This window comes from Streptomyces sp. CGMCC 4.7035 (genome assembly GCF_031583065.1).
GTDB classification, from domain to species: Bacteria; Actinomycetota; Actinomycetes; order Streptomycetales; family Streptomycetaceae; genus Streptomyces; species Streptomyces yaanensis.
Window position 1 is genome coordinate 4,536,661 of record NZ_CP134053.1, and the last position, 16,309, is coordinate 4,552,969.

Sequence of the window (16,309 nt, forward strand, 5' to 3'; positions counted from 1 at the left end):
CGTTGCCGCGGACCGGTGGGCGGGGAAACCGCCGGTTGCCGTGGTGGTGCGCCTGCCCCCGTCTGAGGGCCGCGCGCTGTTCCGGCCGTGATGGTCACGGTCCCTCCCACGTCGGACCACGGACGGTCGCCCGTCCCCCGCTGTCGCTCAGTCTGCGACTGGTCCAGGCCACCGACGATCTGCGTTGACGCGCTCCTGACGCCTTGGCGGGCCGGTTTGACGGGACCTTGATGGTGTCGGCACAAGTCCGGGAGGAGTGCCGCGACTTGGACCCGGAAATCGACGGTCCGTAGCCGGGGTACGGCGTTACGGTGCTGCGATGGACCTCTATCCGGAGACAGTGCCGTACGACCACGGCATGCTCGATGTCGGTGACGGCAACCACATCTACTGGGAGGTTTGCGGGAACCCGCACGGCAAGCCCGCGGTCATGCTGCACGGCGGGCCCGGTTCCGGCTGCGGCGCCGGATTCCGGCGGTACTGCGACCCGGCGGCCTACCGCATCGTGCTGCTCGACCAGCGCGGCTGCGGACGCTCCACCCCGCACGCGAGCGCGTACGACACCGACATGAGCGTCAACACGACGGCCCACCTCATCGCCGATCTGGAGCTGCTGCGGCGGCACCTGGGGATCGAGCGGTGGCTGGTGTGGGGGGTGTCATGGGGGTCCGTGCTCGGGTTGCGGTACGCGCAGACGCACCCGGAGTCCGTGTCCGAGCTGGTGCTCACGGCGGTCGCGACCGGGTCGAACCCCGAGGTGGCCCTCCTGACCAGGGGACTTGGCCAGTTCTTCCCCGAGGCCTTCGAGCGGTTCCTGGCCGTGCTGCCCGAGGACGAGCGCGACGGAAACCTCGCGGCCGCGTACAACCGGCTGATCGAGTCGCCCGATCCGGAGGTGCGGGCGCGCGCGGCGCGGGCCTGGACCGACTGGGAGACGGCGACGATTCCGGCGCCGCCGCGGTCGGTCGAGCGCTACGAGGACCCCGGGTTCCGCATGGGTTTCGCCCGGACCGTCACCCACTACTGGGGCAACGACCACTTCCTCGGCGACGGCAATGACGAGGGCGTCGTCCTGCGGGACGCTCCCCTCCTCAAGGGCATCCCGGGCACCCTCGTCCAGGGCAGCCTCGACTTCGGCAATCTGCTGGGCACCGTGTGGCGCCTCCATCACTCCTGGCCCGGCAGTGAGTTGATCACGGTGGACGACGTCGGGCACACGATGGGGGCGTCCGGCGTGGTGTCCGCGCTGATCGCGGCGACGGACGCGTACGCGCACCGCTGACCCTCCGGGCCGCGCGGGGCGAAGGCGGATGCGGATGCGGATGGCGACATCGGCCGACCGCCGCCACAGGCCCGCCCCGCCCCGCCTGCACGTCGCCCGTCTCACCCTCCTTCGAGGGCCTGGCAGACCGCCCCCGGCATGACGCTACGTGTCCGTTCTCGGCCCGCCGGTCTTCCGGCTCCACCCGGCGCCCGGTTTCGGGCTCTCGCCGTGATGCGCCACTCATGCCGCTTTGGTGCGACGCCGATGCCGGCCTGGCGGTTCTTAACGGAAGCTTGACGCGACGACTCCCCTCACCCATGGGCCCACGCGTCACTCTCTGCTTACGCTGGTGCGGCCGTCCGTGTGATGGCCGAATCCCGCCCCGAGCCGTACCTCAGGAGAGCACGCCGATGGCCACCACCGAACACCCACCTGCGAGCCGCTTGCGGACGTGGATGCTGGAGGGGCTGTCCGACATGGGCAAGGGCGCCCCGCAGGGCCCGCACGCCGAGCCCGAAACCCCGCACAAGGGCCAGCGCTGGTGGCGGGTGATGTGCCTGACCGGCGTCGACTACTTCTCGACCCTCGGCTACCAGCCCGGCATCGCCGCCCTCGCCGCCGGCCTGCTCTCCCCCATCGCCACCGTCGTCCTCGTCATCGTCACCCTGGCCGGCGCCCTGCCCGTCTACCGGCGCGTGGCGGAGGAGAGCCCGCACGGTGAAGGCTCCATCGCCATGCTGGAGCGGCTGCTGTCCTTCTGGAAGGGCAAGCTCTTCGTCCTCACCCTGCTGGGCTTCGCCGCCACCGACTTCCTGATCACCATCACCCTCTCGGCCGCCGACGCCTCCACCCACCTGGTTGAGAACCCCCATCTCACGAGCATGCTCCACGGCCGGCAGATGCTGATCACCCTGCTCCTGGTCGCACTGCTGGGCGCGGTCTTCCTCAAGGGCTTCCTGGAGGCCATCGGCGTCGCGGTCGCTCTGGTGGTGGTCTACCTCGGACTCAACGTGGTCGTGGTGGCCGTCGGCCTGTGGCACGTGGTCACCGCCGGGCACGTGGTCACCGACTGGACCAGTGCCCTGACCGCCGAGCACGGCAACGTCTTCGCCATGGTCGGCGTATCCCTGCTGGTGTTCCCGAAGCTGGCGCTCGGTCTGTCCGGCTTCGAGACCGGCGTCGCGGTCATGCCCCACGTCGAGGGCGACCCCGGCGATACAGAGGAGAAGCCGACCGGCCGTATCCGGGACACCAAGAAGCTGCTCACGGCCGCGGCGCTGATCATGAGCGTCTTCCTGATCGCCACCAGCTTCATCACAACGGTGCTCATTCCGGCGAAGGAGTTCGAGTCGGGCGGCCAGGCCAACGGCCGCGCTCTCGCCTACCTCGCGCACGACTACCTCGGCAACACCTTCGGCACCGTCTACGACATCTCGACGATCGCGATCCTGTGGTTCGCGGGCGCCTCCGCGATGGCGGGACTGCTCAACCTCATGCCCCGCTACCTGCCCCGCTACGGCATGGCCCCGCACTGGGCCCGCGCGGTGCGCCCCATGGTCATCGTCTTCACCCTGGTCGCCTTCCTCGTCACCTGGATCTTCGACGCGGACGTGGACGCCCAGGGCGGCGCCTACGCCACCGGCGTGCTGGTGCTGATGTCCTCGGCGGCGATCGCGGTGACCATCGCCGCCCGCAAGGCCCGCCAGCGGAACTGGACGATCGCCTTCGCGATCGTCTCGGCGGTCCTCCTGTACGTCACCGTCGTCAACGTCATCGAACGCCCGGACGGCGTGAAAATCGGTGCCTGCTTTATCGCCGGCATCATTCTCGTCTCGCTCCTGTCGCGGCTCGCCCGCGCCTTCGAGCTGCGGGTGACCAGCGTGACCATGGACGACATGGCGGAACGATTCGTTCGCGACATCGCCAGCCGGAAGATACGGCTCATCGCCAACGAGCCCGACCGGCGCGACATCGCCGAATACCGCGCCAAGATCGAACAGATCCGGCACGACAACGACATCACACCCCAGGACGACTTCGTCTTCGTGGAGGTGACGGTCGGCGACCCCTCGGAGTTCGAGGCGGGGCTGCACGTCCGCGGCGAGGTACTGCACGGCCGCTACCGCGTGCTGACCCTGGAGTCGTCCTCCATCCCCAACGCCCTGGCCGCCATGCTGCTGCACATCCGCGATACGACCGGATGCACCCCGCACATCTACTTCGAGTGGACCGAGGGCAACCCCTTCACCAACTTCCTCCGCTTCTTCCTCTTCGGCCAGGGCGAGGTGGCACCGGTGACCCGGGAAGTGCTGCGCGAGGCGGAACCGGACCGCAAACGCCGCCCACGCGTCCACGTCGGCTGACTGACGTAGCTGCGGGCAGTCGTGCCTCCCCCAGTGCCTTGACGGCCTGGGGGACACCCAGGGGCGGCACAGGTGGGCGCTGCGGGTACCACGCCGGGAATCGCACACTCCCGTGAGCGTTGAAGCCCTTGTGAGCTCACTGATCGCACCGACCCGGTTCTCCGTACTCGACCGCTCGCGCACCCGCGAGGGGCACGACGGGCCCGAGGCCCTGCGGGACACCGTTCGGCTGGCGCGGGAGGTCGAAGAACTCGGATACCACCGGTTCTGGGTCTCGGAGCACCATGGCGTGCCCGGTGTCGCCGGTTCCGCGCCGACCGTGCTGGCCGCGGCCGTCGCGGCGGCCACGCGCGACATCCGGGTGGGGACGGGCGGCGTGATGCTGCCCAATCACCGACCGCTCGTCGTGGCCGAGCAGTTCGGGGTACTGGAGTCACTCTTCCCTGGTCGGATCGACATGGGGCTGGGCCGTTCGGTCGGCTTCACCGACGGGGTACGCAAGGCACTCGGCCGGGACAAGGACGACGCCGACGACTTCGCCGGGCAGATCACCGAGCTCCTGGGATGGTTTCACGGCGACTCCCCCACCGGTGTCCACGCGCGCCCCGCCGAGGGCCTGACCGTGCCGCCCTTCGTTCTGGCCATGGGCGAGGGCGCCGCGATCGCCGCGCGCGCCGGGCTGCCCATGGTCATCGGGGACCTCCGCAACCGGGAGAAGATGCTGCGCGGTATCGAGCGCTACCGGGAGACGTTCCGGCCCTCGGCATGGGCGCGCGAGCCGTACGTGGTCGTCTCCGGCACCGTCGCGGTCGCGGACACTCCGGACAACGCCCGCCGCATCCTGCTCCCCGAGGCCTGGTCGATGGCGTATGCGCGGACCCACGGCACCTTCCCGCCCCTGCCGCCCGCCGAGCGCGTCGAGTCCCTTCCGATGAGTGCCAAGGAGCGTGGCTTCTACGAGGCCGGACTCGTCGGCCATATCGCGGGCACCGAGGAGCAGGTCGCCGACGAGCTGGAGAACCTGATCAAGGAGACCGGGGCGCAGGAGGTGCTCGTCACCACCAGTACGTACGACCGTACGGCGCTGGTGGACTCGTACCGGAGGCTGGCCCGGATCGCTGGACTGGGTGCGGTCCAGGTTCCGTAAGGCGGCGAGCGGTCAGAGGCCCAGCTCGCTCAGGCCCGGGTGGTCGTCGGGCCGGCGCCCCAGCGGCCAGTGGAACAGGCGCTCCGACTCCTTGATGGGGAGGTCGTTGATACAGGCGTAGCGTCGGCGCATCAGGCCGTCGTCGTCGAACTCCCAGTTCTCGTTGCCGTAGGAGCGGAACCAGTTGCCCGAGTCGTCGTGCGACTCGTAGGCGAAACGCACGGCGATGCGGTTGCCGTCGAAGGCCCACAGCTCCTTGATGAGCCGGTAGTCGAGTTCCCGGTGCCATTTGCGGGTGAGGAAGGCGACGATCTCGTCGCGGCCGTCGGCGAACTCCGCCCGGTTGCGCCAGCGGGAGTCCACCGTGTGGGCGAGCGCCACCTTTTCCGGGTCACGTGAGTTCCAGCCGTCCTCCGCCAGCCGTACCTTCTCGGTGGCGGTTTCCCGGGTGAACGGCGGGAACGGGGGGCGTGGTGCGTGCGTCATGTCGTCTCCGTCGGATGTGCGGGCAGCCCACATGTGCCGCGACCGGCCGACCCTACGCGGAGAACGAGCGTTCCCCGCGTAGGCGGCGATGACGGGGCGCCCACCGCGCCCCGGCCGCTTCACGTCAGCGGGATGGTCACCTCGTCCTCCACCGGCGGGTCGACTTCCTGCCGCAGATTGCCGGTCGCCGCGAAGCAGCGCAGCCGGACCGCCTCCGGGGTGACGTCCAGGCGCAGGAAGCTCTTGAAGAAGGGCGGACTGTAGGTGGCCGAACTCGGCGAGAAGAGCTGGGTGTAGATCTTGCGTACGGGCAGGCGAAAGCGCGAGGTCCGTTCGGGACGCCCCCCGGCGCCCAGCAGACTGGCGACGAGCCGGGTGCGCAGGGTGACCCGCGCCGGTGTGCCCGGGGCGCGGGTCGGGGGAATGCCGAGGCGCTCGGCGATGACGGCGGTCGCCTCGGCCTCGGTGAGAGTGAAGAAGCGCCGCAGGCGCAGTCGGCGTCCGTAGAGCCTGCTGTAGAAGGCCAGCGAGTCGCCGCGCAGCGGGTAGCAGCGGAAGTCCTTCTCGGTGACGTTCGTCAGGGACACCCGCGGGATGGTGTGCGTGGCGTGCATGAACGCACCGCCGCCGCCGGAGACCACGTACTGGATCGTGCGGCCGTCCACCTCCACCGGATACCGCTGGTAGTTGTGGATGTCGCCGCCTATCGCCGCGACGTAGTGGTGGTCCGGGTCGCGGACGATGTCGTCGACCGTACCGCCGCCGTCGATGGGGCAGGGGTGGTGTTCGCCGTCCACGTACAGGGGGGAGCCGGTGATGAGGATCTTGGGGCGGGGGCCTCGGGAGACCTCCCGCAGCCAGCGGCCCTGTTCGGCGTCGATGGTGCCCAGAAGGCCGGTGTCGATCCCGATGACGCGCACGGGTCCGGCGTCGACCGCCCAGTACGGGCCGGGCTGGAGGGCCTGCTGTGCGGGGGCGGAACGCAACGTCCGCGCCTCGGCCAGGCGTTCCTCGTCCGGCGTACGCGGTGTGCGCCACAGCAGGGACCGCAGCCAGGCGGCCGTCAGCGGGCGGGGCGCGGGGGCCGGGGCGAGCGGCGCGGCGTCGCAGAAGACGCGCATGAACCCGTGCAGGTCCTCGTACCAGTCGTGGTTGCCCGGTATGGCGTAGATGGGGGCCTGGTAGCCCTGGTACGGGCGGAAGAACTTGGTTCCGTAGTCCGCGACGGCGCCGACCGGATAGATCACGTCGCTGGCTATGACGGCGAAGCGGGTGTCCTGGCTTGCCTTCAGGAAGCCGGGGACCACGGCGTATTGAGGGTCGTCCCCCTCGCCGGTGTCCCCGATGACCATGAACGAGAAGCGGTCCGGATCGTCCCGCCGGATCACCTTGTCGACGGGCGCGCCCGCGGCTTCCCGTTGCTCCACCCAGCGGCCGCGGGTCCGTCCGGTGGGATCCCCGAACCAGGAGGCCAGCACACCGTTGCGCGCCGCCCACAGGGTCCTCGGGTCCAGCCAGGAGAGCTTTTCGACCTGGTGTGGCATCAATGCGCGATAGGTGCCGCGTTCCGCCGGGCCCCAGCCTGCGCCCTCGGCCGTATCGCGTGAAGATTCGGACATCGGTGAACCGTAGCAATGTCACACCGGGCAGCGTTCGTTCAGGTCCCCTTTCTCTCCCGGTCGGTGACGGTGCGTCAAACGGGCGTGGGCACGTCCCCGTGCGCGCCGTCCGGGAGTCCCATGGCCCGCTGGGCGGAGAGGGCGAGGCCGCGGCGGTCGGTCTCGGTGCCCGGTGCGAGCGCCGGTATCACGCGCACCTCCGCGACGAGCCCGCGCGCCGACACGACCCGCCACAGTGACGCGAGCAGCGAGTCGTCTCCCACGAACGCGGGCGCGGTACTGGCCCGGCCCCCGTCGAGCCGGTAGTGGAGACGTACCGGCTGTACGGGCACGCCCGCGTCCAGCGCCGCCTGGAACACGGCCCGCCGGAAGCGGCCCTGCGCCCGGCCGCACCAGGTGCTCCCTTCGGGGAAGACCACGACCGCCGACCCCGCCCGCAGGCCGTCCGCGATGCGGGCGACCGTATCGGGCAGGGCGCGCAGCCGGTCGCGCTCGATGAAGAGCGCCCCGCTGCGCGCGGTCAGCGCGCCGGCCACGGGCCACTGCCGCACCTCGATCTTCGCGAGCATGCGGCCGGGACGGACGGCGGCGAGCAACGGGATGTCCAGCCACGAGATGTGGTTGGCCACCATCAGCAGTCCGCCGTACGGCCGCGCGGCACCGGTGATCCGTACGCGGACGCCCGCGGCACGCACGACCGTCCGGCACCACCTCCTGGTGATCCGGTCGCGCCGTGCGACGGAAACCCGGGCGACCACCGGGGAGAACACGATCGCGAAGACGACCAGGGCCAGGACCGCCGCGAGCCGGAGCAGGGCGCGCGGCACGGCGGCCGCCGACGCCGTGGCGTCCACGCAGGACCGGGGCGAGCACGGTGCGCCGGGCAGCCAGGCGCTCACCGGAGCGGCGGTGCCGGGCTTCGCGCCGGGGCGCGGTGGCCTGGGCGCCGCCGCGGTCGCGGGGAGCGACGCCGTGCTCGCGTCCGGGCTCGCCAGCAGCGGCGTGCCACGACGGGGACGAGGCGGCACACCGATCCGGGAGGGGTTCGTCACGCCCACGCGGGGCACGTTCGTCGCACCGGTCCGAGGCACGTTCATCACGCCGGGACGAGAGAGAGGAAGTGCCGCAGATAGCGCGCGTTGACCCGGCGCATCGACAGCAGGACGTACAGGTCGGCGACCCCGAAGTCCGGGTCGTGCGCGGGCTCCCCGCAGACCCAGGCGCCCAGGCGGAGGTAGCCCCGCAGCAGCGGGGGCAGCTCGGTGGGTCCTGCCGGGGCCGAGGTCTGGGGGCGCCAGGGCAGCAGCGGCCGTACGCGGTATTCCTCGGGCGCCAGGTGCTTGGTGCGCACCCGCTCCCAGGCGCCCGCCGCGAGCGAGCCGCCGTCGGCGAGCGGGAGGGAGCAGCAGCCGGCGAGCCACTCGTGGCCGCGGTCCACCATGTAGCGGGCTATTCCGGCCCAGATGAGTCCGATGACCGCGCCGTCGCGGTGGTCGGGGTGGACACAGGAGCGACCGACCTCGACGAGCCCGGAGCGGATCCCGTCGAGCGGGCCGAGGTCGAACTCACCCTCCGAGTACAGCCGCCCGGCGATCGCGGCCCGCTCGGGCGGCAGCAGCCGGTAGGTGCCGACGACCTGGCCGGTGCCGGTGTCGCGTATGAGCAGGTGATCGCAGTACGCGTCGAAGGCGTCCATGTCCAGGCCCGGCTCGGGGCCGTCGAGCCGGGCGCCCATCTCGCCGGCGAACACCTGGTGTCGCAGGCGCTGCGCGGCCCGGACGTCGTCCTGGTCGCGGGCGAGCGAGACCAGATAACCGGATCCGCCGGGCGGGGCGGCGAGTGCGGCGGGCGAGGCGGGCATGGCGGTCATGTCGGGCTCCTGTGCCGGGGCGGAAGCTGACGGAATCTGCACCTCACTTCTTCCGCGGCCGGCTGGCCCGGGCGTGTCCTGCGCGGGGCCCGTGGATGTGCGGCTGCTGAATGCCGGGGGTCGGCATCCGGCAGCCGGCACCACCTACGGCTTGCGCACCAGCAGACCCACCGTGAGACCGGTGGGACGGTCCGCCCCGGTTTCCGTGTAGTGCGCCCGCAGAGCCTGCGCCTGGTCCTGGGGCAGGGCGTCGAGCGGATCCAGCTGCTTGCCCATCACCACCACCCAGATCCGCTTCTCCCGCCCCACGCACTTGTCCGCCTTCGGGCAGTCGGTCGACAGCAGGTCGTTGCGCTGGGCCGCCGACTCGGAGAGGAAGACATCACGCATCTTCAGCTCGCGAGGCAGGTAGCGGCGGACGCCGAGGGCGAACATGCCCGCCTCTTCGTTCCTGTCGTAGACGATCGCGTCGCCGGGGGCGTACAACCTCTTGATCGTCCGTGCGGCCGCCGCGTAGTCGGGGCCGCCGGTCCAGTAGTGCGCGAGCGGCTGACGCAGGGAGTTCTGGTCGGGCAGGGTGAGCAGACCGAGGACCAGCAGAGCCGGCACGAGCGCCCGCCGGGACCGGGCCCCGGCGTCGAGCCCGGCCCCCGCCAGTACCGCGAAGGCCGGCAGGGTGAAGAGCATGTACCGGAAGTAGAAGTACGAGATCTCCCCATGGGACAGCGCCCAGATCACCAAGGGGGGCAGCATGGCCGACGCGGCGCAGAAGAGGACCGCCTCACGGCGCCGCCCGCACGCCACCATGGCCAGCAGGATCACGGCGCCCGCGCACAGGCCGGAGTAGAACAGCTGCGACCAGATGTCGACCAGGCCCCATGCCCCCGGCTCGGCGATCCAGGAGGTCTGCCGCCCGGTCTGCGCCCTTCCCAGCACCACCACCGGGCCCACCCCGGCGACACCGGCGAAGACCATGAGGCAGAAGCCCCACAGCACTCGGCGCTCGTGCCGGGCGCGCAGGACCACCAGGACCAGATGCCCGATCAGGCACGTCAGGGCGATCAGGTGCAGCAGTCCGACGGCCGCCACCCCGAGGGCGTACAGTCCCCATCGCTGCCAGCTGTCGGGCTGGTCCAGGGCCCGGAGCAGCAGCAGCGCGGTCAGCGCCACGGCCAGCATCACCAGGGCGTAGGGGCGGGCCTCATGGGCGAACCGGCTGACCGCGGGAATCAGTGCGAACAGCAGTCCGCCGGTCAGTCCGGCGCGGCGGCCGAACAGCCGCTTCCCGGTCAGCGCCACGCACGCGGCGGTACCCGCCATGGCCAGTGCCGAGGGCATGCGCAGGGCCATGTCCGAGTCGCCGAAGACGGTCATCCACCCGTGCAGGATCAGGTAGTAGGCGCCCAGCACCCCGTCCACCCGCTGCATCGTGGCCACCACCTGGCCGATGCTGCGGCCGGCCACGTCCCAGCTGGTCAGCTCGTCGCGTCCGAGCAGTGGTGCGCCGATCCGGTACATGGCCACGGCCAGTGTGACCACCGAGGGCCACAGCCACAGGGCGACCGATCCTGTCCGCCGGTCGTGCTGTGCCTCGTCGACCGCTGCATCGCCGGTTTTCTGGGCGGGAGGGGAGAGAAGTGCCATGCCGACAGCCATATCGGCGCGGCGGCCAGGGCGGCGCCCACGACCCGCCCGATACGGCCGCATTCCCCTGTTCGGCCCTGTGCCGGGGCGCGCTCGGCGCGGCGCCGTCAAGCACCCTGCGGTTCGTCCGGACAGCCGTGGGGTGCCTGGCGGGACCGGGGTTGAGCACCACGCCCGGTCCCGCCCGTCCGCACCCTGTCGGCGAACGTGTACGACCGGCGCCGCCCGTCCCAAGCGACGCCGGTCGGTCTTCGGGTCAGCGGCGGCCCGCCTTGCGGGTCGCGCGCAGCCACTCCTTGTTCATGCTGGTGATGGAGACCAGCGGGATGCCCTTCGGGCAGGCGGTGGCGCACTCGCCGGTGAGGGTGCAGCCGCCGAAGCCCTCCTCGTCCATCTGCGCCACCATGTCGAGCACGCGGGTCTCGCGTTCGGGCGCGCCCTGCGGCAGGACGTTGAGGTGGTTGATCTTCGCGGAGGTGAACAGCATCGCCGCGCCGTTCGGGCAGGCCGCCACGCAGGCACCGCACCCGATGCACTCGGCGTGCTCGAACGCGAAGTCCGCGTCCGCCTTCGGTACGGGCGTGGCGTGGGCCTCGGGCGCGGCGCCGGTCGGGGCGGTGATGTAGCCGCCGGCCTGGATGATGCGGTCGAAGGCCGAGCGGTCGACCACGAGGTCTTTGACGACCGGGAAGGCCGCGGCCCGCCACGGCTCGATGTCGATCGTGTCGCCGTCCTTGAAGGACCGCATGTGCAGCTGGCAGGTGGTGGTGCGCTCGGGGCCGTGCGCGTCGCCGTTGATGACGAGCGAACAGGCTCCGCAGATGCCCTCGCGGCAGTCGTGGTCGAAGGCGACCGGGTCCTCGCCCTTGAGGATGAGCTCCTCGTTGAGGGTGTCCAGCATCTCCAGGAAGGACATGTCGGATGAGATTCCGTCCACCTCGTACGTGGACATGGCGCCTTCGGCGTCGGCGTTCTTCTGCCGCCAGACGCGCAGGGTGAGCTTCATGCGTAGCTCCGCTGAGTGGGGTGGACGTACTCGAAGACCAGGTCTTCCTTGTGCAGGACGGGCGCCTCGCCGGTACCGGCGAACTCCCAGGCCGCCGCGTAGGCGAACTCGTCGTCCTTGCGGGCGGCCTCGCCGTCGGGGGTCTGCGACTCCTCGCGGAAGTGGCCGCCGCAGGACTCGGACCGGTGCAGCGCGTCGAGGCACATCAGCTCGGCGAGCTCCAGGTAGTCGACGATGCGGTTGGCCTTCTCCAGTGACTGGTTGAACTCCTCGCCGGTGCCGGGGACCTTGATGCGCCGCCAGAACTCCTCGCGGATCTGCGGGATGCGCTCCAAGGCCTTGCGCAGGCCCGCGTCCGTACGTGCCATGCCGCAGAACTCCCACATGAGTTCCCCGACTTCGCGGTGGAAGGAGTCGGGCGTGCGGTCGCCGTCGACGGCGAGCAGTGTGTTCAGCCGGTCCTCCGTCTCGGCCAGGACCTCCTGGACGGCGGGGTGTTCGGTCGTGATCTGGTCCTGGTGCGGGTTGCGGGCGAGGTAGTCGTTGATCGTCGAGGGGAGGACGAAGTAGCCGTCGGCGAGGCCCTGCATCAGCGCGGAGGCGCCGAGGCGGTTGGCTCCGTGGTCGGAGAAGTTGGCCTCGCCGATCGCGAACAGGCCCGGGATCGTGGTCTGCAGGTCGTAGTCGACCCACAGGCCGCCCATCGTGTAGTGCACGGCTGGGTAGATCCGCATCGGCACCTCGTACGGGTTCTCCGCGGTGATCCGCGCGTACATGTCGAAGAGGTTGCCGTACTTCTCCTCGACCTTCTTCCTGCCCATGCGCTTGATGGCGTCGGCGAAGTCGAGGTAGACGCCCTGGCCGCCGGGGCCGACGCCGCGGCCCTCGTCGCAGACGTTCTTGGCGGCGCGGGAGGCGATGTCGCGCGGCACGAGGTTGCCGAAGGAGGGGTAGATGCGCTCCAGGTAGTAGTCGCGCTCGTCCTCGGGGATCTCGTTCGGCGGCCGGTTGTCTCCCTTGGCCCTGGGCACCCAGATCCGGCCGTCGTTGCGCAGTGACTCGCTCATCAGGGTGAGCTTGGACTGGTGGTCGCCGGTGCGCGGGATGCAGGTGGGGTGGATCTGGGTGAAGCAGGGGTTGGCGAAGTACGCGCCGCGCCGGTGCGCCCGCCAGATCGCGGTGGCGTTGGAGTTCATGGCGTTCGTCGACAGGTAGAAGACGTTGCCGTAGCCGCCGGAGGCGAGTACGACGGCGTCCGCGAAGTACGTGTCGATCTTGCCGGTGATCAGGTCCCGGGCCACGATGCCCCGCGCCCGCCCGTCGACGACGATCAGGTCGAGCATCTCGGTGCGCGGGTGCATCTCGATGTTGCCGGCCGCGATCTGCCGCGACAGCGCCTGGTAGGCGCCGAGCAGGAGCTGCTGGCCCGTCTGGCCGCGGGCGTAGAAGGTGCGGGAGACCTGGACGCCACCGAAGGAGCGGGTGTCGAGGAGGCCTCCGTACTCGCGGGCGAAGGGCACGCCCTGCGCCACGCACTGGTCGATGATCTCGACCGAGATCTGGGCCAGGCGGTGCACGTTGGACTCGCGGGCCCGGAAGTCGCCGCCCTTGACGGTGTCGTAGAAGAGGCGGTGGATGGAGTCGCCGTCGTTGCGGTAGTTCTTCGCCGCGTTGATGCCGCCCTGCGCCGCGATCGAGTGGGCGCGGCGCGGGGAGTCCTGGTAGCAGAACTGGACGACGTGGTAGCCCTGTTCGGCGAGCGTGGCGCCCGCGGAACCGCCGGCGAGGCCGGTGCCGACGACGATCACCGTGTGCTTGCGGCGGTTGGCCGGGTTGACCAGCTTGGCCTCGAAACGGCGCTTGTCCCAGCGCTCGTTGATCGGCCCGGAGGGTGCCTTGGTGTCGGTGACCGGCTCGCCGGTCGTGTACTCGGGGTACTCGGTGTAATTGGCGGAAGCAGTCATGTCAGCTCACTACTCCGGTCATGACGCCCACGGGCACGGCGATGAACCCGGCCGTGAGCAGTAGCGCAAGGGCATTGGCGATGGTCTTCAGGGCGCGGTCGCGGGTGCGGCTGCCGGCGCCCAGGGTCTGGGCGGCGCTCCAGAAGCCGTGCCGGACGTGCAGGCCCAGGGCGAGCATCGCGACGATGTAGATGACGTTGCCGTACCAGGTGGAGAAGGTGTCCACGACGTTCTGGTACGGGTGGCCCTCCTGGAAGCCGCCGGCGTGCACGGTGCCGGTGGTCAGGTCGAGGATGTGCCAGACGATGAACAGGCCGAGGATGATCCCGCCCCAGCGCATGGTGCGGGTGGCGTAGCTCGCCCGCGGCTTCTTGTGCACGTACTTGCTGGGGCGCGCGTTGATGTCGCGGCGGCTGAGCTGGTACGCGGAGACGGCGTGCGCGACGACGGCGACCACCAGCACGACACGAATGAGCCATAGCGTCCACTCGTAGTGCATGAACGGTTCGCCGATGGTGCGCAGCCAGTGGGCGTAGTGGTTGAACTCGCCCGCCCCGAAGTAGATCTTCAGGTTGCCGATCATGTGGACGACCAGGTACAGCAGCATGATCAGGCCGCTGACCGCCATCACTGTCTTCTTGCCGACGGTGCTGTCCCACACGGTGCGTGCCATGGACGGCCGTCGGTCCGTCCGCGTTGCCAGAGCCATGTATCGGAACGCTAGGGCCGAAGGTCCCCATCGGTCCAAGACATGGTCCAGCTCGTTTCGATAGCCAGGCCCTATGCTGGATGTGTGCAGTTCCAGCAGCTCCAGTACTTCGTGGCGGTCGCCGAGACCCGGCACTTCACCCGGGCCGCGGAGTTGGTCCATGTCGCCCAGCCGTCGCTGTCGCAGCAGATCAAGGCGCTGGAGCGGGAGCTCGGGGCGGATCTGTTCCTGCGGGCGCGCGGCAACATCACGCTCACGGACGCGGGCGAGGCACTGCTGCCGCTGGCCCGCCGCATCCTCGCCGACGCGGACACGGCCCGGCACGAGGTGCTGGAGCTGGCGCAGCTGCGGCGCGGCCGGGTGCGCCTCGGCGCGACCCCGAGCGTGTGCACGGGCCTGCTGCCGGACGTGCTGCGCGCCTTCCACGACCGCTACCCCGGCGTCCGGCTCCTGATCGAGGAGGGCGGCTCGCACGATCTCGTACGGGAACTCGCCCGCGGCGCGCTCGACCTCGCCCTCATCGTGCTCCCGCTGCCTCCCGCCTCCCCCGCGCTGACCACGGTGGAGCTGCTGCGCGAGGACCTCGTGGTGGTCTCCTCGCCCGACGCGCCGAGGCCCGGCGGCGGCCGCCGCACGGTCCGCGTCGCGGATCTGGAGGGCGAGCGCCTGGTCATGTTCCGCCACGGCTACGACCTGCGGGAACTGACCGTGGCCGCGTGCCGCGCCGAGGGCTTCGAGCCGGGCTTCGCGGTCGAGGGCGGCGAGATGGACGCGGTCCTCGGCTTCGTACGGGCCGGGCTGGGCGTCGCCGTCGTCCCGCGCATGGTCGCGACCCGCTCCGGGCGAGGCCTGCGGGTGACGGCGCTGGCCCGGCCCGGACTGCACCGGACGATCGCCCTGGCCCACCGCAGTGATGTGGCTCCACCGCGGGCGGCGCGGGAATTGCAGCGGATGCTGCTGGAGCGGTGACGCTCCGCTTGGGGCGGGGAAGCAAAGCGCCGTCCGCGGAAGCGCCATCCACCCCTGCGGGCCGCCAGTGGCTGAGCGCCCCCACGCGGCGGAGCCGCATGATGGTCACCGCCTCGCGCCCCCCTGCTCCGCACAGGGCGGGAATGCAACACGCCGCCCACGCAAGCGCCATTCGCCCCCCCGGGCCGCCAGCGGCTGAGCACGCCCACGCGGCGGAGCCGCATGATGTCACCGCCTCGCGCCCCCTTCAGGGGCGCGTCGGGGGAACGCTCAGGCCAGGACCGCGGGCTTGAGCACCTCCTCGCACCACCCGCGGAAGGTGGTGGGGGCCGTCTCGGGTGTGCTCGGCGCGTCGGGACCGTAGAAGGCCTGGTCGTTGAGCGCCTGCACCATGTCGGCCAGGCCCTGCGCCCAGGCCTCGCTCACCCCGTGGCTCAGCATCGTCGCCTTGTAGTCCGCGACAGCGGTCTGCTGCACGCGGACCGGCCGCTCCAGTACCTCGGACATGACCCGCGCCATGCCCTCGGGGGTCAGTGCGTCGGGCCCGACCAGCGGAACGTCGCCCGTTCCGGTCCAGGAACCGTCGAGCAGCAGCCGGGCCGCGGTGGCGGCGATGTCGCGAGTGGCGCACGTACGCAGGACCCGGTCCACGATGCCCGCCAGGAAGAACACTCCTTGGCTGCGGATCGCCTCGGCCTGGCCGAGCAGGTTCTCCATGAGGAACGGCGGGCACAGCGCACGGTAGTGCACCCCGGTGGCCGCGATCCGCTCGTCCATGGCCAGCGAAGCCGATATCTGCCCGGCGTTCTTCGCGATCCCGCGCCCCAGGGTGGAGACGGCGACGACACGCTCGACGTCCTGATGCTCGATCACCTCGCACAGGGGCTCGGTGAAGTCGCGGAAGTGGCCCTCGACGCTGTCGGTGCCGGGCGTCGGGGGCACCAGCCAGAACACGCGGTCGGCGCCCGCGCACGCCTTGGCGGTGACGTCGGGGTCGGCGTGCGACCCCCGTACGACCTCGACGCGCTCGCGCACCCGTGCGGAAAGGTGTGCGGGATCGCGGGCGATGACGCGGATCGCCCCCACGCCGTCCCCGGCGCCCAGGAGGAAGTCGAGAACCTTGCTGCCGATCTGGCCGGTCGGGGTGGTGACGACGATCATGGAAAGCTCCCGGGAAAGTCGGGTACGGAAGACGTGATCAACCCTGGTCCCCGGCGCCGCGGAACTGAAGGACCGATCCGCTCCCGATTGTTACCCTCAGGGCAATA

General features: G+C 70.8%; 13 protein-coding genes. 4 read left to right on the forward strand and 9 right to left on the reverse strand.

Annotation, left to right across the window (positions count from 1 at the left end; all coding sequences use genetic code 11):
- The first annotated feature begins 319 nt into the window (after positions 1-319).
- From pip to Q2K21_RS19510, 3 genes are all read left to right on the forward strand, one after another.
- Entirely contained in the window at positions 320-1,282 is a 963-nt protein-coding gene (gene pip, locus Q2K21_RS19500; protein ID WP_310772652.1) for a prolyl aminopeptidase, read from the forward strand.
- A 392-nt stretch (positions 1,283-1,674) separates the two neighbouring features.
- A complete protein-coding gene (locus tag Q2K21_RS19505) occupies positions 1,675-3,627 on the forward strand; it encodes an APC family permease (protein WP_310772654.1) in 1,953 nt (650 codons plus the stop codon).
- A 130-nt stretch (positions 3,628-3,757) separates the two neighbouring features.
- On the forward strand, positions 3,758-4,774 hold the full coding sequence (locus Q2K21_RS19510) for an LLM class flavin-dependent oxidoreductase (RefSeq protein ID WP_310772656.1): 1,017 nt from the start codon (positions 3,758-3,760) through the stop codon (positions 4,772-4,774).
- Positions 4,775-4,786: 12 nt separating this feature from the next.
- Here the strand turns inward: Q2K21_RS19510 and Q2K21_RS19515 are convergent, their stop codons facing one another.
- From Q2K21_RS19515 to Q2K21_RS19550, 8 genes are all read right to left on the reverse strand, one after another.
- Positions 4,787-5,260, reverse strand: a complete 474-nt coding sequence (locus tag Q2K21_RS19515) for a nuclear transport factor 2 family protein (protein ID WP_310772658.1) — start codon at positions 5,258-5,260, stop codon at positions 4,787-4,789.
- Between the two features lie 119 nt (positions 5,261-5,379).
- Positions 5,380-6,879, reverse strand: coding sequence for a metallophosphoesterase family protein (locus tag Q2K21_RS19520; protein ID WP_310772659.1), 1,500 nt, complete (start codon positions 6,877-6,879; stop codon positions 5,380-5,382).
- 74 nt (positions 6,880-6,953) lie between these two features.
- A complete protein-coding gene (locus Q2K21_RS19525) occupies positions 6,954-7,778 on the reverse strand; it encodes a lysophospholipid acyltransferase family protein (protein WP_310781113.1) in 825 nt (274 codons plus the stop codon).
- 197 nt (positions 7,779-7,975) lie between these two features.
- Positions 7,976-8,740 carry a GNAT family N-acetyltransferase gene (locus Q2K21_RS19530; protein ID WP_310781117.1) on the reverse strand — a complete coding sequence of 255 codons (765 nt, stop codon included), beginning with the start codon at positions 8,738-8,740 and terminating at the stop codon, positions 7,976-7,978.
- A gap of 153 nt (positions 8,741-8,893) precedes the next feature.
- A complete protein-coding gene (locus tag Q2K21_RS19535) occupies positions 8,894-10,393 on the reverse strand; it encodes a glycosyltransferase family 39 protein (RefSeq protein ID WP_310772660.1) in 1,500 nt (499 codons plus the stop codon).
- 256 nt (positions 10,394-10,649) lie between these two features.
- On the reverse strand, positions 10,650-11,399 hold the full coding sequence (locus tag Q2K21_RS19540) for a succinate dehydrogenase/fumarate reductase iron-sulfur subunit (protein WP_310772661.1): 750 nt from the start codon (positions 11,397-11,399) through the stop codon (positions 10,650-10,652).
- Positions 11,396-13,363, reverse strand: a complete 1,968-nt coding sequence (locus tag Q2K21_RS19545) for a fumarate reductase/succinate dehydrogenase flavoprotein subunit (protein WP_310772662.1) — start codon at positions 13,361-13,363, stop codon at positions 11,396-11,398. Before Q2K21_RS19545 ends, Q2K21_RS19540 begins: the two co-directional genes overlap by 4 nt.
- 1 nt (position 13,364) lies before the next feature.
- The gene (locus tag Q2K21_RS19550) at positions 13,365-14,036 is read right to left on the reverse strand and encodes a succinate dehydrogenase (RefSeq protein WP_310781120.1); all 672 of its coding nucleotides are present in this window, start codon (positions 14,034-14,036) and stop codon (positions 13,365-13,367) included.
- Between the two features lie 120 nt (positions 14,037-14,156).
- Between Q2K21_RS19550 and Q2K21_RS19555 the strand changes: the two genes are divergently transcribed.
- Positions 14,157-15,041, forward strand: coding sequence for a LysR family transcriptional regulator (locus tag Q2K21_RS19555; RefSeq protein WP_310772664.1), 885 nt, complete (start codon positions 14,157-14,159; stop codon positions 15,039-15,041).
- 270 nt (positions 15,042-15,311) lie between these two features.
- On the opposite strand, the gene Q2K21_RS19560 is transcribed toward Q2K21_RS19555, so the two are convergent.
- Positions 15,312-16,202 (reverse strand): NAD(P)H-binding protein, encoded by an 891-nt coding sequence (locus Q2K21_RS19560; protein ID WP_310772666.1) that lies wholly within the window; start codon positions 16,200-16,202, stop codon positions 15,312-15,314.
- Positions 16,203-16,309 lie beyond the last annotated feature (107 nt).

Excerpts from the sequence above, each read along its gene's own strand:
- pip (WP_310772652.1), top strand. The coding sequence starts at position 320 with ATGGACCTCTATCCGGAGACAGTGCCGTACGACCACGGCATGCTCGAT.
- Q2K21_RS19505 (WP_310772654.1), top strand. The coding sequence starts at position 1,675 with ATGGCCACCACCGAACACCCACCTGCGAGCCGCTTGCGGACGTGGATG.
- Q2K21_RS19515 (WP_310772658.1), bottom strand. The coding sequence starts at position 5,260 with ATGACGCACGCACCACGCCCCCCGTTCCCGCCGTTCACCCGGGAAACC.
- Q2K21_RS19520 (WP_310772659.1), bottom strand. The coding sequence starts at position 6,879 with ATGTCCGAATCTTCACGCGATACGGCCGAGGGCGCAGGCTGGGGCCCG.
- Q2K21_RS19530 (WP_310781117.1), bottom strand. The coding sequence starts at position 8,740 with ATGCCCGCCTCGCCCGCCGCACTCGCCGCCCCGCCCGGCGGATCCGGT.
- Q2K21_RS19535 (WP_310772660.1), bottom strand. The coding sequence starts at position 10,393 with ATGGCACTTCTCTCCCCTCCCGCCCAGAAAACCGGCGATGCAGCGGTC.
- Q2K21_RS19540 (WP_310772661.1), bottom strand. The coding sequence starts at position 11,399 with ATGAAGCTCACCCTGCGCGTCTGGCGGCAGAAGAACGCCGACGCCGAA.
- Q2K21_RS19545 (WP_310772662.1), bottom strand. The coding sequence starts at position 13,363 with ATGACTGCTTCCGCCAATTACACCGAGTACCCCGAGTACACGACCGGC.
- Q2K21_RS19550 (WP_310781120.1), bottom strand. The coding sequence starts at position 14,036 with ATGGCACGCACCGTGTGGGACAGCACCGTCGGCAAGAAGACAGTGATG.
- Q2K21_RS19560 (WP_310772666.1), bottom strand. The coding sequence starts at position 16,202 with ATGATCGTCGTCACCACCCCGACCGGCCAGATCGGCAGCAAGGTTCTC.